A 13,421-nucleotide genomic window follows, 5' to 3' on the forward strand; every position below is an offset into this window, starting at 1 on the left:
TTTTTTGGGGGATGCTAAAATCCCAACAGGGAAATAAAGTCTCCGTTGAACGAGAATCTCGGAAAGAACTTGAAAATTACAAACTATGCGCAAGATTGCCTTAACCACCCCTTTGTCCGAACGGACTCGCCCAGTTCACTTCGATGAGATCATCGGGCAAAAAGAGGGCATCAAAGCCTTGCGCGCAGCTTTATGTGGTCCAAATCCACAGCATGTCTTGCTTTATGGAAGTCCTGGCGTGGGGGAAAACTGCTGCGGCGAGATTAATCTTGGAGGAAGCCAAGAAAAATCCCAATTCGCCTTTTAAAGCAAATGCCCATTTCACGGAGATTGACGGAGCAACTGCGCGTTTTGATGAGCGTGGGATCGCGGATCCCTTAATTGGTTCAGTGCATGATCCCATTTACCAGGGAGCAGGCGCGATGGGATTAGCAGGGATTCCACAACCTAAACAAGGAGCAGTCACCAAAGCACACGGCGGGATTTTGTTTATTGATGAGATTGGGGAACTTCATCCCATTCAGATAAACAAATTACTCAAGGTCTTAGAGGACCGCAAAGTGATTCTCGAAAGTGCCTATTATAGCTCTGAAGATTTGAATATTCCTCAACATATTCATGATATTTTCCAAAACGGCCTACCTGCAGACTTTCGCCTTGTAGGAGCGACGACCCGCAGCCCGGAACAAATTCCGCCGGCCATCCGTTCACGGTGTATGGAGGTTTACTTCCGGGGATTGCTTCCCGATGAAGTTTCTGAAATCGCAAGGGTCGCGGCAGCAAAAATGGAAATGCCTATTACCCCAGCAGCAATTGATGTCATCAAACAGTTTGCCGCCAATGGTCGTGAAGCGGTCAATATGGTCCAACTGGCCGCCGGGGTCGCATTAACAGATCACTTGCCACAGGTGGACGTGGAAATAGTTGAATGGGTTGTCACCACGGGTCAATACACACCACGACCCGATCGGAAAGTTCCGACCGAGGCTAATATTGGAGTCGTTAATGGTTTGGCTGTTCACGGACCCAATATGGGCAGACTCTTAGAATTGGAAGTCACTGCGCTTCCAGTAGTAGCGGGCACAGGACAACTTCTAGTGACAGGAATTGTTGAAGAAGAAGAACAAGGGGGCGAAGGAAAGAAATTTCGACGCAAGAGCATGGCTCGGAGTTCGGTGGAAAATGTTCTGACGGTTTTAAGACGGCAAATGGGCATCGAACCTCGAAATTTTGATATCCATGTTAATTTCCCGGGTGGGGGGCCAGTGGATGGACCTTCGGCTGGGATAGCTATCGCCACAGCGACAATTTCTGCCATACGACAGCAAAAGGTGGATAATTACTTAGCCATGACAGGAGAGCTTTCCATCCGTGGTCGAGTTAAACCAATTGGTGGAGTTTCGGCTAAGATTGAAGCAGCTCAACAAGCTGGATGCAAGCGGGTACTGATACCCAAAGAAAATTGGCAGGAACGTTTTGCTGAGTTAAAGGGTGGAATTGAGATCATTCCGGTGGAAGACCTCACTCAAGTCTTAGAAATTGCCTTGGTATCTAACATCAAACTGGAAAAGCCTGAGATGCGCCCTCCGCTGGAAGAAGTCTTAAGCAGATTGGATTTTGTCGTCAACAAAGTAGTCCCGAACAAAGCTGTGAATTTGCCTGAACAGGGCAAAACATGTTAGAATAGTTAATGATAAGTTTGGCACACTAACTCTAGTGTGTCATTTTTGTATCTTTACACTCTCAGAAGGATATTCTGGGCTGCATTTTGAGTAACTATGTTACTGTTGGCATACTTTTACAGGGGGGCATATCTATGATCAAAGAACGTGAATTACCTTTGCTCCCGTTACGTGGGATTCTTGTTTTTCCATATATGGTTATTCACCTCGATGTTGGTAGGGAACGTTCTATGGCAGCTATTGAACAGGCCATGCTCGGGGATCGAATTATACTCTTAGTATCTCAGAAGGAAACTGAGATTGACTCGCCCAACCAAGATGATTTATATGATATGGGTACAGTTGCAGAAATCAAGCAACTCTTAAAACTTCCGGGTGGCACGATGCGTGTCTTAGTGGAAGGAATTTCACGGGGTCGCATACTTGAATTTTTAGAGAAAGACGAGTTTTTCATAGTGCGCGTCGAGGAATTTGTTGAGGAAAAGAAATCTCTAACCCCAGAAATTGAAACGCTAATTCGGGGTATGACGCATCAGTTTGAGGAATACGCTAAACTCGGTAAACGCGTTCCCATAGAAACTCTGGGAACAGTCTTAGCAGTGGAGGAACCGGGGCAATTAGCGGATATTGTCGCGTCCCACCTAAGTCTGAAAGTCCCAGATAAGCAAACGATTTTGGAAGCAATATCGGTGGAATTACGCTTAGAACGGTTAACGGAACTGATTATGCGTGAGATTGAAATCCTGGAATTAGAACGACGTATTGGTCAGTGCGTGCGTAAGCAAATGGATAAAGCTCAAAAAGAATACTATTTACGTGAACAAATGAAGGCCATTCAGAAGGAACTAGGGGACAAAGACGAACGTCAAGTGGAGGCGGACGAATACCGAGAAAAGTTCGCCAAGGCTAAGTGCCCTAAAGAAGTTGAGCAAAAGGGACTCAAAGAAATTGAACGCCTAGAAAAAATGCCTCCGTCTTCTGCAGAGGGTACTGTGGTGCGTACTTATTTAGATTGGTTGCTTGCACTTCCTTGGGCTAAGGCATCTCGAGATAAGATCGAGTTAGATAAAGCTGAGCAAATTTTAAATGAAGATCACTACGGACTGGAGAAGATCAAGGAACGGATTCTGGAGTTCTTGGCAATCCGTAAGTTAACGCCTAAAATGAAAAGTCCTATTCTCTGTTTGGTAGGTCCTCCTGGTGTTGGAAAGACCTCGTTAGCCAAATCTATTTCTAGAGCTATAAATCGGAAATTTGTGCGCATGTCTTTAGGTGGGTTACGGGATGAAGCTGAAATTAGAGGTCACCGACGCACTTATTTAGGGGCTTTACCTGGACGAATTATACAGGGGGTTCGGACAGCCGGAACCCGCAATTCGGTATTTCTTCTAGATGAGATTGATAAGATGACTTCGGATTTCCGTGGCGATCCAGCTTCCGCTCTCTTGGAGGTTCTGGATCCAGAGCAAAACAGTACCTTCACAGATCATTATTTGGAAGTCCCCTTTGATTTATCTCAAACCCTTTTCGTGTTGACGGCCAATACCTTGCACACGATTCCTCGTCCATTGTTGGATCGCATGGAAGTCATCACGCTTAGCGGCTATACAGAAGATGAAAAGGTTAATATTGCTAAGCGCTATCTTGTGCCGAAGCAGATGCAAGCGCATGGCTTGGACAAGGACGTTTTTACCCTGGACGAGGATATCCTACTTAAACTGGTCCAAGGGTATACGCGAGAATCCGGAGTGCGGGGGCTCGAACGTCAAGTCGCCAATCTCTGCCGAAAAATAGCCATCCGCTGGGTGAAAAAAGAATGGGAACCGCATACCGTGACCATAGAGGATCTGGAATCTGCGTTAGGTGCACCTCGTTATCATTTCCAAGTGGCAGCAAAGGCCCCAGAAATTGGGGCGGTAACAGGACTGGCTTATACGGAAGTTGGTGGAGTTGTACTGACGGTTGAAGTCACCCCTTTGCCCGGAAAAGGAAGATTGACCTTAACGGGTCAATTAGGAGATGTCATGAAGGAGTCTGCTCAAGCAGCGTGGACTTTTGTGCGAGCGTATGCACGTCAACTTGGAATTGAAGAGGATTTTTACGATAGGACTGACCTTCACATTCACGTTCCAGAAGGTGCCACACCTAAGGATGGACCCTCAGCGGGTGTCACGATGGCCACTGCAATTGCGTCTGCCTTGGCAAAACGTGCTGTGCGCTCAGACCTCGCTATGACCGGAGAAATAACCTTGCGCGGAAACGTTTTACCCATCGGAGGGGTCAAAGAAAAGGTTCTGGCCGCACATCGGGCAGGTATCAAAGTCGTACTTCTTCCCGAGGAAAATCGTAAGGATCTTGAGGATATTCCAGAAAACATTCGCAAGATACTAGAATTTCACTTTGTCAGCCGTATTGAGGAAGTCCTAACCCTTGCTCTTCTTCCACTAGCACACTCGGATGAAGGAGCTGGAGATGTTCCTCCCATGAATACAATTTTTGCACCAAGTGGAATGCCTGCCGTAGAACGAAGTCCGGAAGAGCGACCACCTACCTGCTAAAGAGGGTTGCATTAGCGTTCGTCGTGAGGAGGGTCGCGTCACACTTGCTCAGCCATGCGCTCGTCGTGCCAAACTAGGGCTTTAAGCCGTTATGAAAGTGGCAGGGTCCCCGGCCAAAGCGACGTCCGTGTCGCATGGCCGGCGGAACACGTCCTTGTGTTCCGCCCTGCGATGAAAGCGGCTTAAAGCCGAGTTTGGCTACAACTCACGCAAAGGCGTTCGCGCCGTGTGACGCGACCCTCTGGGCTGGGAGGACGGGACCACAACCTGTAGGGGCAATTGATGAATTGCCCCTACGAGAGCAGGCGACTATCGTCGAAGGCGCTGACCCACAACGAAAACTTATCTCCGTAAGATGCTAAGACACTAACTCCGAAAGGAAGAGGAGACCTTGATAGTTATTAAGAATGCCGAATATGTTGCTTCTGCTGTGAAATACGAGCAGTATCCTGTCGGAGGGTTGCCGGAGATAGCTATGGCTGGGCGATCAAATGTGGGGAAGTCCTCGTTAATTAATAGTTTTCTGGGACGGAAAAACCTTGCACGTACGGGGAACACACCGGGAAAGACACAAACCTTGAATTTTTACCGGGTTAATGATGCTTGGTTTCTTGTAGATTTACCGGGCTATGGCTATGCAAAGGTCGCTAAGACAGTGAATGCCCAATGGGGACCCATGATGGAGGCTTATCTGAAAAAGCGAGAACCTTTGCGCGCCGTAATTCAAATCGTAGATATTCGCCATGCTCCAAGTATTGAAGATATTGAAATGCAGCAGTGGTTACGTACGATGCAGGTTCCAACCATGGTGGTGGCAACTAAAGTCGACAAAATCGCACGCGGACAATGGCATAAACAATTGAACGTGATTGCTAAAGCCTTAGAAATCCCAGATGTCTCACTGATCCTTCCTTTTTCTGCTCAGTCCGGAGTAGGAAAAGAAGAGTTAAATGAGGCGTTGGAAGAAATTTTAGGTGAGGGTGGGGGACTTGAGTGACACGGCGCTCGGTGCTTACGACGCAGAGCAAACTAACCGTTTAAGCTCCTGCTAAGGAGAGCGGGGTTCATCCTTCGGCGATACTCTACACTGGAGACTATCGTGCCAAAAGCGCCATCCTTGGCGCATTGGCGGCAGTGCACATCCTTGTGCACTGTCCCGCATCTGGGGTCGGTCGCTTAAACGGAAGTTTGCTATTCTGCTTACGTAAAGACGTCGCGCCTGTGTCATTCTGCGTCCCTAGCTTGGGTCGAGGGACGGAAGAACGAAAGAACGAAAGAACGAAAGAACGAAAGAACGAAAGATTTGGGAGACGGCACATTTCATGTGCACCGTCTAGATTAGGTTATAAAGATTGAAATCGCGAAAAAAGCCGGGGGCCACTTTTAAAAGTGGACTCCGGCTTTTTGGTGTTTAAATTATGGTTATTGCGGTAAAAGAGTACGAAACCAACCTTTTCTTAGGTAAGGGATTTTTAAGGTAAGGTTCTTCATAAAGAAGCGATCTAGGCCAATCTGATAGGAGGCTGCGCCGAATGCGATGATAACAAGAAATCCGAGAACCATTTGAGGATTGGTAGAAACAGTACCTGTGAGTAAGAAAGCAAAGTTCATCATCATTCCAAAGAGTGCGGCTAAGGTTGTGAAGCAGCCTAATATAAGGCCAAGTCCGATGAGTACTTCTCCACTTTTTACGACCAGGGCGAAGATTCCGGCGTTGGGAAGGAAAACGTGACTGATCAACCATCCCCAGGTATCTGTCACACTCGGATGAGCAGCTGCTGCAGCACCCTTTGTGGCAAGCAAGGCATCGTGTGTTTGAGCGAGGCCTCCTTTTAAGAATCCGCTCACTGAGCTCGAATTAAAGCCAGTTTGAAATTTCCCAATTCCAGCGGTTAGAAATGCATACCCCAGATAGAGGCGTAGAAATAATGCGATAGTCGCTTTAATGGGATTTTGCATTATGGATTACCTCCTTAGTAATTTATGGTTGATTTTCCAACCTTCTCTTAAACATAGTTTAGATCAATTATAAACAAAGAACTGTGACCTAAATCACATTATTATAATTTTTTTAAATTTTTGAGGAGACATTTGATCATTCTTAACCAGCAGATGCTGATGTTGAGTTATAGTTTGATTCGCTATAAAAAGTAAGTGATATTGGAACTTAAGTTCATACATAAAAAAATCTCCCCCTCGTATAGTTAAAGAGTGAGAGTGTTGAGCGTGCTTGACCCTCAGGAGATAAGCATGAGGAGGGAGGGTAACGTTTGAAAGACATCGGGTTATTATTGATGAGTTTGGGGATTATTTTGATTGGGGCTGAAGCATTCACCAATGGAATAGAGTGGCTGGGTCAAAGGCTCAAACTGGGTGCTGGAGCGGTGGGGAGTATTTTCGCGGCCGTCGGGACTGCCTTACCTGAGACTATGATTCCGATAATGGCCATTTTGGGTGGGGGAGTGGGCCCAGAGGGGGCGGATATTGGGATAGGGGCAATTCTTGGTGCTCCATTTATGCTCGCAACAGTGGCTTTCTTTATCACTGGACTTTCCGCTCTAATATTCCGTCGGAGGAATCTCCCGCTTCGTATAGATGCTAATGTTGTAAACCATGATCTGAAGTTTTTTCTCATAGTTTATTCAATGGCCATTTTAGCTTCCTTTTTACCCACTCAAGCACTTAAAAATGCTTTAGCTTTAGTTCTAGTTACAGCTTATGGAATCTATGTATATCAAACGCTGCGCGACTGTAAGGATGACTGTAAGCACGAAAGCTTAGCACCACTATATGTGTCTATACGGAACCCTCAGCCGACGATGGCCATGATTTTAGTGCAAATTTCTTTGTCATTAGTTGCGATTGTATTCGGGGCAGATCGGTTTGTCGATGCAGTACAGCCTATCGCGGTAGATCTTGGAATTCCCGTCTTTGTGCTTTCTTTGATAATTACTCCCATCGCAACCGAGTTACCAGAAAAGTTTAATAGCGTTCTTTGGATCCGGCGAGGCAAAGATACTTTAGCGATGGGGAATTTAAGCGGGGCCATGGTGTTTCAAAGTTCTGTGATACCAGCTATCGGAATTGCTCTTACACCTTGGAAACTGGATAGCTTGGCACTCTGTAGTGTACTCCTTGCCTTGGGAGCAGCGTTGATCCCTTATCTTTCACTTCGCTACAAAAGGGTAATTTATCCGAGTACTCTTCTAATGGGGGGGGCCTTTTACGCGCTTTTTATTTTTATAGTCATTCGTTTTTCGAGCCTGTAAATTCAGCAATGAGCATACCCGCTAAAACCAATCCAGCACCGATAAGTCCTTTAGTGGTTAATATCTCTCCTGCGAAAAAAAATGCGGAGATGGCGGCAAAGACGGGTTCCATGGAAAATATAAGGGCGGTATGAGTGGGCGTTGTGAATTGTTGCATTTTAGTTTGTGCAAAGAAGGCGAGTGAGGTTGCTGGAATGGCGGTAACCAATAAGGCTATCCAAGCAGTGGAACTAAAGTAGAGGGAAGGCTGTGGCAGTAGGAAGGAAAAAAGGCCGCTTAAAATACTGACAGTAAGAATTTGTACGCTGGCTAAAACTGTAGCATTTGTCTGAGGGGCATAACGCCCGACTAAAAAAATATGTAAGGCAAAGCTTATGGCACAGGCCAAGATCATGAGGTCACCTTTATTGAGTTGAAAACGATCCCCTAGGGAGAGGAAGGCTAGACCGACTAGGGCGCAGAGGATACCTAGGAGCAAGCCGGGGCTTGGAAGTCTACGTGTTGTTACAATGACTAGGGCTGGGACAAAGACAACAGAAAGACCGGTTATAAATCCAGCGTTAGAGGCAGTTGTGTATTGCAGTCCAACCGTTTGCCAAGCGTATCCCGAGAAGAGAAAGACCCCTAAGGCTACACCTTTAAGGAGGGTTCCTTTGGAAATGTGAGCTTTTTGAAACCAGAGAAACGGCAGCAAACTAATAAATGCTAGGGCGAATCGAATTGCAAGAAAAGGAAACGGAGGAAGGTCCTCAATTGCCCATTTTACAATAACAAACGTTGACCCCCAAACAAGGGTAACCAAAAGTAACGAAAAATCAGCCCATTGGCTTTTGTTTAACTTCAACGACGTCCCACTCCTCTTTTCTTTAGATATAAAAAAGGCCGTTGCGTAAAATACGCAACGGCCTTTCTGAGCTTGAACAGATTTTACTGACAGTGACTCTTCTGACCTCTGGCTTCTGACATCCGACCTCTGTAAAGCTACAGTAGATTACGCAATTATTAGTATACAGAAACAAAGGCCATCTGAAAAGAAGAATTTTGCTAACCCCTACCTCCCTCATGTGGGGGCGGACATTCTATCACTTGTTCTGGAATCTCTATAGGGGTATAGATCGGGGGAGGAGAACATGGTGGGGATAGTGGACATGGGGCTAATTCGTCACAATATTGTAGCTTTGCTTGACAAAATTGTTGGTAGTGGCGTTCTTCATCGGCAGCCATTTCCGTAAGAAGACATTGAATTTCTGGAATGGGGATATTTTGAGCGAGTTCGAGATAGCGACGATGTCCTTCGGCTTCGTCCGCAATGTTTGTGTCCAGCATGGCACAAAGGTCGCTCGTATAATTAACAAAATGAGCTCTCCATTCCACCCAACGGCCACTACTAAAAGCCCCGTATTTAGGATCAACTCCTAGATAGCGTAAGGAAAGCGCTAATTTTTCAAGATGTCGCATTTCGTCATAAGCAATCGGTCGAAATAAGGCATCGAACTCTGGGCGATCTAGTAGTACGGCCTGATAAAGATAGGTTGTGATAGCGGTTAATTCCGAATCCTTACCCGCATAGGCCTCATATAGCCAAGTGGCGTATGTAAAGGTAGGTTCGGGAATCTGCATGGCAGCAGGTTCATGAGATTCTTGGATGGGGAGAAGTAAAACTTGACCTGCATAGATGCGATCAGGGTGTTTTAAATGATTAAGCTGGATGATTTCTGCCATCTCGACATTGTAGGCCTTGGCAATTTTATAAATGGTATCGCCTGCATGTACAGTATATCGTGCATAATCCATTAGGAATCCTCCTTTTAATATGGCTTAGCACACTATATTCAAAAAGGAGAAGACATGATAATGGGTAAAAATGGAATGATAATTGGAATGTATTGGACAAGTTTAGCGTAGTAATGGTATTAGAATAACTATGATTTGAAAACTATGGAGAAAAAATGTCAAAGAGGAGGAGTCCTGAGATGGGTTCTTTTATTTTAAGGGGAATCACAACGGCTTTACTGGTTACGGTTTTAACCCTTTTTGGTGGTATAATCTGGGATACCATGGGATTAGGTGGTCTGAGTGTATCTAAACTCCTGGATATTGGGCTTCTGGCAAGTTGTTTAGTAGGAGGGTACCGAACAGCAAAAGAAAGTGGTGTTTGGTTTATGGGTGGGGTCACTGGAGCGGGTTACGTAATTGTAGGGACCCTGTTGCTAGCACTTTTCCTACCCATCCGGGGATGGGGTTTCGTGCAAATTCTTGGCGAGGGTGCCTTAATTGGTTTGGTAGCAGGAGCGTTTGGAGCAGGGACTAAGGGGACAGTTACGAGAGCAGGGGCCGCAAGAACGAGTCAATCATTTTTCCGGCCTTCTTATGTGGGCTATGACACGAATGACTACGCCAGCGGCGAGTTTGATTGGAATAATGAGGGTGGTTTACCGAAGGATGATTCGCTAGAGATAAAAAGGGCTAAGAGAAACTCCGAAGATGATTCAGACATAGAGTGGCCCTGGGATAGGGAGGATAAAAATAAGAAATCAAAGGATGAAGACATTGAGAGTTCTGGAGTTCCCGAAAGATGGGAGGCTAAGGCACTAGAAAATGATCATATGAAATGGGAGAGAGCGGATAAAGCAGGTATAATAAAGGCAAATACGGAGAAAGTAAGTTCGGAAAAAGGGGGTTCCAAAAATATAGATTTGAGACCATGGTGGGAGTAAATAGCTAGAACGCTAGCTATTTTGGCAAGACTAGTGTTGCAATTAGGGCTATCAGTGTTAGACCAATAATCAATATATTATTTTGACAGATCATAAATGATCACCTCCTTATGAGAAGAAAATAAGGAGAGCCTGATTTTATAAACTATGCTGTTTGTCCCAAAAGTGTGAGGGCGGCCTTTTAGTCAGAGGTTTACTTTAAGCCCTAAAATTCGGGACGATAGGTTGAGGAAAGCAGGAAAACAACCTATCTGAGAGAATAGTGCTAATATAAGAACATGGTACAAAATAATAAGAAACGATATAGGAGGGATTGAAAAATGGATTTTCTTGAAGTGGTTCAGGCCCGGCGGAGTTTGCGCACTTATCTCGATAAGCCTGTTGAGCGCGAAAAATTAGAGTATGTTTTAGAATCAGCACGGTTAGCACCGTCCTGGAAAAATTTACAGTGCTGGCGATTTATTGTCGTCGGAGATGAAGCAGGGCGTAAAGCTTTAGCTGAATGTATGGCAGAGAGTAATCCCGGAAGAAAAGCTTTGATGGGAGCGCCAATGGTCATTGTCCTATGCGCACTGCCTGCTGAATCTGAAATATGGGAAGGCAAGGACTTTATGATGCTAGATGCAGGACTTGCGATGGAACATTTGGTGTTAGCAGCAACGAATCAAGGGTTGGGGACCTGCTGGCAGGGTCTATTTAATGAGGTGAAAGCACGAGAGGCTTTAAATGTTCCCGAAAATGTGAGAGTAGTGGCGATGACTCCGTTAGGATACGCTGCTGAAGAACGACGCCCGCGGCCTAGAAAGGCTATGGCAGAGATAGTTTTTTATGAAAAATGGGGTCAAGCATAATAGGGGTTCGCTCTAAAGTGCTGAAAAGGAAGATGGGGCAGTTCTTGACTTGCTTTACAAGTTAAGAACTGCCCAAATTTATTCGGATTTGTTAAGCTTAAACTTAACCAACTGCCAGTGCATTGAACGGAAGCATGCTTAAGGTCATTCCTGCGATTGTTAAGGAAGTAAGGGCTTTTGTGACCAACGCTCCGTTCTACGCTCCAAGCCCGGGGCGCAGTGTGACACGAGCGCGACGTCTTTACGTAAGCAGACCAGCAAACTTCCGTGTAAGCGACCCAGATACGGGGTAGCGCACAAGGTCTCTTCCCGCCGTCCTGCAAGAAGGTTAATACGTGCAAAGACAGTGTCTTCGGGCTACAGGGACACTTGTCCATCACGGCACCTTGCCATCCATGGCGGTGCTCTAACCTCAAACGTCCTGTTTGAGTCATGGACGGCGGATGGCGCTTATGGTGGAACACTCACTCGTGTTCCGCCCCGCTCCCGAGAGAAAGAGCTGACACGGTTAGTTTGCTCTGCATCGTAAGCACCGAGCGCTGTGTCACACAAGTCCCCTAATGCCAGAGTTTCAATAATATAGTGGCAAGGACAATCATCGAGGCGCCGCCAATTCGGGTGGAGATCTGGGCAAAAGGCATCAATTCCATCCGATTGGAAGCAGAAAGAATAGCGACGTCTCCGGTTCCACCCAGACCACTGTGGCACCCTGTGACAATGGCAGATTCAATGGGATACATGTTCATAAAGCGACCAATGAAATATCCGGAAGAGATCATGGCTAAAACCACTGAAGCAACCACCACAAGGTAGCCAGGAGTCACTGTGGCAACAACATCTTTTAAAGGGGTGTATAGCACGCCTAAACCGACCATCAAAGGCCAGGTGAGACTCGAAGATACAAACTTGTACAGATGAAACGTCCCTTGTTCCATGGATGCGGGCATAATGTTTAGATACTTTACGATTGCAGCGGTGAAAATCATAATAATTGCGCCTGGAATTCCGATAAACGGGCTCGCTAAGTTACCGAATACGAAAAAGGCACAAGCGATAAGCAATCCTGCTCCCATGAGAGGGAAGTCAATCGGTTTATCAATGCCTTTGGCGTTTAACACTTCTGAGTCATCTCCAGTTTTGACCAGTACGCCGTTGCCTGTAAGCTCCGGTTTCTTTTCCCCGAGACGTTTTAATAATCCGGCGCATACAATCGCGACGATATTACCAATAACAGCCGCTGGAATAAGTTGGCCGATAAGAGCTTCTTGGGGTATTTTCAAAATAGCCGCATAACCGATAGAAAGTGGAAGGATACCTTCCCCAATACCTCCCCCGATAATAGGGATAATAATGAAGAAAAATGTTCGGTGGATGGTGTAGCCAAACAAAGTACCGACGAGCAACCCGGCTGAAATTGCGGCAGCCGTCCCAACAATGAGAGGAACAAACATGCGCAGAAAGCCTTGAACGAGAACTTTTCGATTCATGCCAAGGATACTGCCGACGACTAAGACGGAAATATACAAATAGAGGAAGTTGGATGTTTTCATGACGGCCGTAATAGATTTTAAGGCTGAAGGATTAATTAAATTGTAATAGACCATAACCGAAGGAACCATAATAGCCATAATGGCAGGGCCACCAATTTCTTTTAAAATCGGGACTTTAAGCCCGATATCCCCGAGAAGAATGCCCATAATTATGATGACCGCAAAACCACCGATCATATCTGCAGGGAGTTTACCGTACATAGATGCCATAAATATGACCGCCGCCAAGATCAGATAGAGAGGCAAGGGGACAACCCCAACTTTTGCACTTGCAAACTTTGAGAAAAAACTGGAAGACGGGATTTCCTTATTGACAGACAACTTCAAATTGGGATCTGGGACTTCCTTTTTCATAGCCAAACTCATAGAAGCACCTCCTGAATTTATTTTCTTCTCCATATTAAGTTTTTTCAAATAATTTAAACAGTTTAATTAATTATGTTAACTGTTTTATAACTAAAGAAAGTAAAGTATAACTAAAGTAAGAGAAAAGTCGTATTTTCAACTAACAAGGCAGCTGGTTTCCATCCTGTCTTTTACCAGCAAAAACGATACGATGAAAGCAACAGGAATTATTAACTTGAGTGCATTAGAGGGTGGTGCTGGCTGTACGGTAACCCCTTGCCCGCTCTGTCAAATGCAACTGGATATGTATCAGCTTGAAGGCAAGCGGGCCGTAAATGCAAATGTTGATAGGATTAGCGCTTGGCTATACAGCCGAGGAACTGAGTATGAAACGTCGTATTGTTAATACCGGGATCTTGCTTGCAGGAAGATAGGTGAACTATAAAAAG

General features: G+C 45.6%; 12 protein-coding genes and 1 pseudogene. 9 read left to right on the top strand and 4 right to left on the bottom strand.

The window, feature by feature from the left end; all coding sequences use genetic code 11:
• The 4 genes and pseudogenes from lonB to yihA form a co-directional block, all read left to right on the top strand.
• Positions 1 to 1,682, top strand: a pseudogene (lonB, locus tag UF75_RS20510) (ATP-dependent protease LonB); the annotation flags it as partial.
• A gap of 134 nt (positions 1,683 to 1,816) precedes the next feature.
• Positions 1,817 to 4,240, top strand: a complete 2,424-nt coding sequence (lon, locus tag UF75_RS20515) for an endopeptidase La (RefSeq protein WP_045576419.1) — start codon at positions 1,817 to 1,819, stop codon at positions 4,238 to 4,240.
• A 134-nt stretch (positions 4,241 to 4,374) separates the two neighbouring features.
• Positions 4,375 to 4,602: a hypothetical protein gene (locus UF75_RS28575; RefSeq protein WP_156146543.1), complete on the top strand. Its 228-nt coding sequence runs from the start codon at positions 4,375 to 4,377 to the stop codon at positions 4,600 to 4,602.
• A gap of 29 nt (positions 4,603 to 4,631) precedes the next feature.
• The gene (gene yihA, locus UF75_RS20520; protein WP_045576420.1) at positions 4,632 to 5,237 is read left to right on the top strand and encodes a ribosome biogenesis GTP-binding protein YihA/YsxC; all 606 of its coding nucleotides are present in this window, start codon (positions 4,632 to 4,634) and stop codon (positions 5,235 to 5,237) included.
• Positions 5,238 to 5,662: 425 nt separating this feature from the next.
• Here the strand turns inward: yihA and UF75_RS20525 are convergent, their stop codons facing one another.
• Positions 5,663 to 6,199, bottom strand: coding sequence for a DoxX family membrane protein (locus UF75_RS20525; RefSeq protein WP_045576421.1), 537 nt, complete (start codon positions 6,197 to 6,199; stop codon positions 5,663 to 5,665).
• 311 nt (positions 6,200 to 6,510) lie between these two features.
• On the opposite strand from UF75_RS20525, the gene UF75_RS20530 reads away from it, so the two are divergent.
• Positions 6,511 to 7,509: a sodium:calcium antiporter gene (locus UF75_RS20530; RefSeq protein ID WP_045576422.1), complete on the top strand. Its 999-nt coding sequence runs from the start codon at positions 6,511 to 6,513 to the stop codon at positions 7,507 to 7,509.
• On the opposite strand, the gene UF75_RS20535 is transcribed toward UF75_RS20530, so the two are convergent.
• Complete coding sequence (locus UF75_RS20535; RefSeq protein ID WP_045576423.1) at positions 7,487 to 8,353, bottom strand: DMT family transporter; 867 nt, start codon at positions 8,351 to 8,353, stop codon at positions 7,487 to 7,489. The genes UF75_RS20530 and UF75_RS20535 overlap by 23 nt on opposite strands.
• A gap of 200 nt (positions 8,354 to 8,553) precedes the next feature.
• Positions 8,554 to 9,303 (bottom strand): LysM peptidoglycan-binding domain-containing protein, encoded by a 750-nt coding sequence (locus UF75_RS20540; protein ID WP_045576424.1) that lies wholly within the window; start codon positions 9,301 to 9,303, stop codon positions 8,554 to 8,556.
• 179 nt (positions 9,304 to 9,482) lie between these two features.
• Here UF75_RS20540 and UF75_RS26530 point away from each other — a divergent pair, with 179 nt between their 5' ends.
• From UF75_RS26530 to UF75_RS29665, 3 genes are all read left to right on the top strand, one after another.
• Positions 9,483 to 10,226, top strand: a complete 744-nt coding sequence (locus UF75_RS26530) for a TIGR04086 family membrane protein (protein WP_052693489.1) — start codon at positions 9,483 to 9,485, stop codon at positions 10,224 to 10,226.
• Positions 10,227 to 10,546: 320 nt separating this feature from the next.
• Entirely contained in the window at positions 10,547 to 11,077 is a 531-nt protein-coding gene (locus UF75_RS20550; RefSeq protein ID WP_045576425.1) for a nitroreductase family protein, read from the top strand.
• A 122-nt stretch (positions 11,078 to 11,199) separates the two neighbouring features.
• Positions 11,200 to 11,370 carry a hypothetical protein gene (locus tag UF75_RS29665; RefSeq protein ID WP_207642492.1) on the top strand — a complete coding sequence of 57 codons (171 nt, stop codon included), beginning with the start codon at positions 11,200 to 11,202 and terminating at the stop codon, positions 11,368 to 11,370.
• Positions 11,371 to 11,634: 264 nt separating this feature from the next.
• On the opposite strand, the gene UF75_RS20555 is transcribed toward UF75_RS29665, so the two are convergent.
• Positions 11,635 to 12,993 carry a 2-hydroxycarboxylate transporter family protein gene (locus UF75_RS20555; RefSeq protein WP_052693491.1) on the bottom strand — a complete coding sequence of 453 codons (1,359 nt, stop codon included), beginning with the start codon at positions 12,991 to 12,993 and terminating at the stop codon, positions 11,635 to 11,637.
• Positions 12,994 to 13,207: 214 nt separating this feature from the next.
• Between UF75_RS20555 and UF75_RS28580 the strand changes: the two genes are divergently transcribed.
• Positions 13,208 to 13,378, top strand: a complete 171-nt coding sequence (locus UF75_RS28580) for a hypothetical protein (protein WP_156146544.1) — start codon at positions 13,208 to 13,210, stop codon at positions 13,376 to 13,378.
• Positions 13,379 to 13,421: the final 43 nt, after the last annotated feature.

This window comes from Desulfosporosinus sp. I2 (assembly GCF_000960765.1).
Taxonomy (GTDB): Bacteria; Bacillota; Desulfitobacteriia; order Desulfitobacteriales; family Desulfitobacteriaceae; genus Desulfosporosinus.

Bases quoted from the DNA above. Each gene is read 5' to 3' on its own strand.
- lon (WP_045576419.1), top strand. From the start codon at position 1,817: ATGATCAAAGAACGTGAATTACCTTTGCTCCCGTTACGTGGGATTCTT.
- UF75_RS28575 (WP_156146543.1), top strand. From the start codon at position 4,375: ATGGCCGGCGGAACACGTCCTTGTGTTCCGCCCTGCGATGAAAGCGGC.
- UF75_RS20525 (WP_045576421.1), bottom strand. From the start codon at position 6,199: ATGCAAAATCCCATTAAAGCGACTATCGCATTATTTCTACGCCTCTAT.
- UF75_RS20540 (WP_045576424.1), bottom strand. From the start codon at position 9,303: ATGGATTATGCACGATATACTGTACATGCAGGCGATACCATTTATAAA.
- UF75_RS26530 (WP_052693489.1), top strand. From the start codon at position 9,483: ATGGGTTCTTTTATTTTAAGGGGAATCACAACGGCTTTACTGGTTACG.
- UF75_RS20550 (WP_045576425.1), top strand. From the start codon at position 10,547: ATGGATTTTCTTGAAGTGGTTCAGGCCCGGCGGAGTTTGCGCACTTAT.
- UF75_RS20555 (WP_052693491.1), bottom strand. From the start codon at position 12,993: ATGAGTTTGGCTATGAAAAAGGAAGTCCCAGATCCCAATTTGAAGTTG.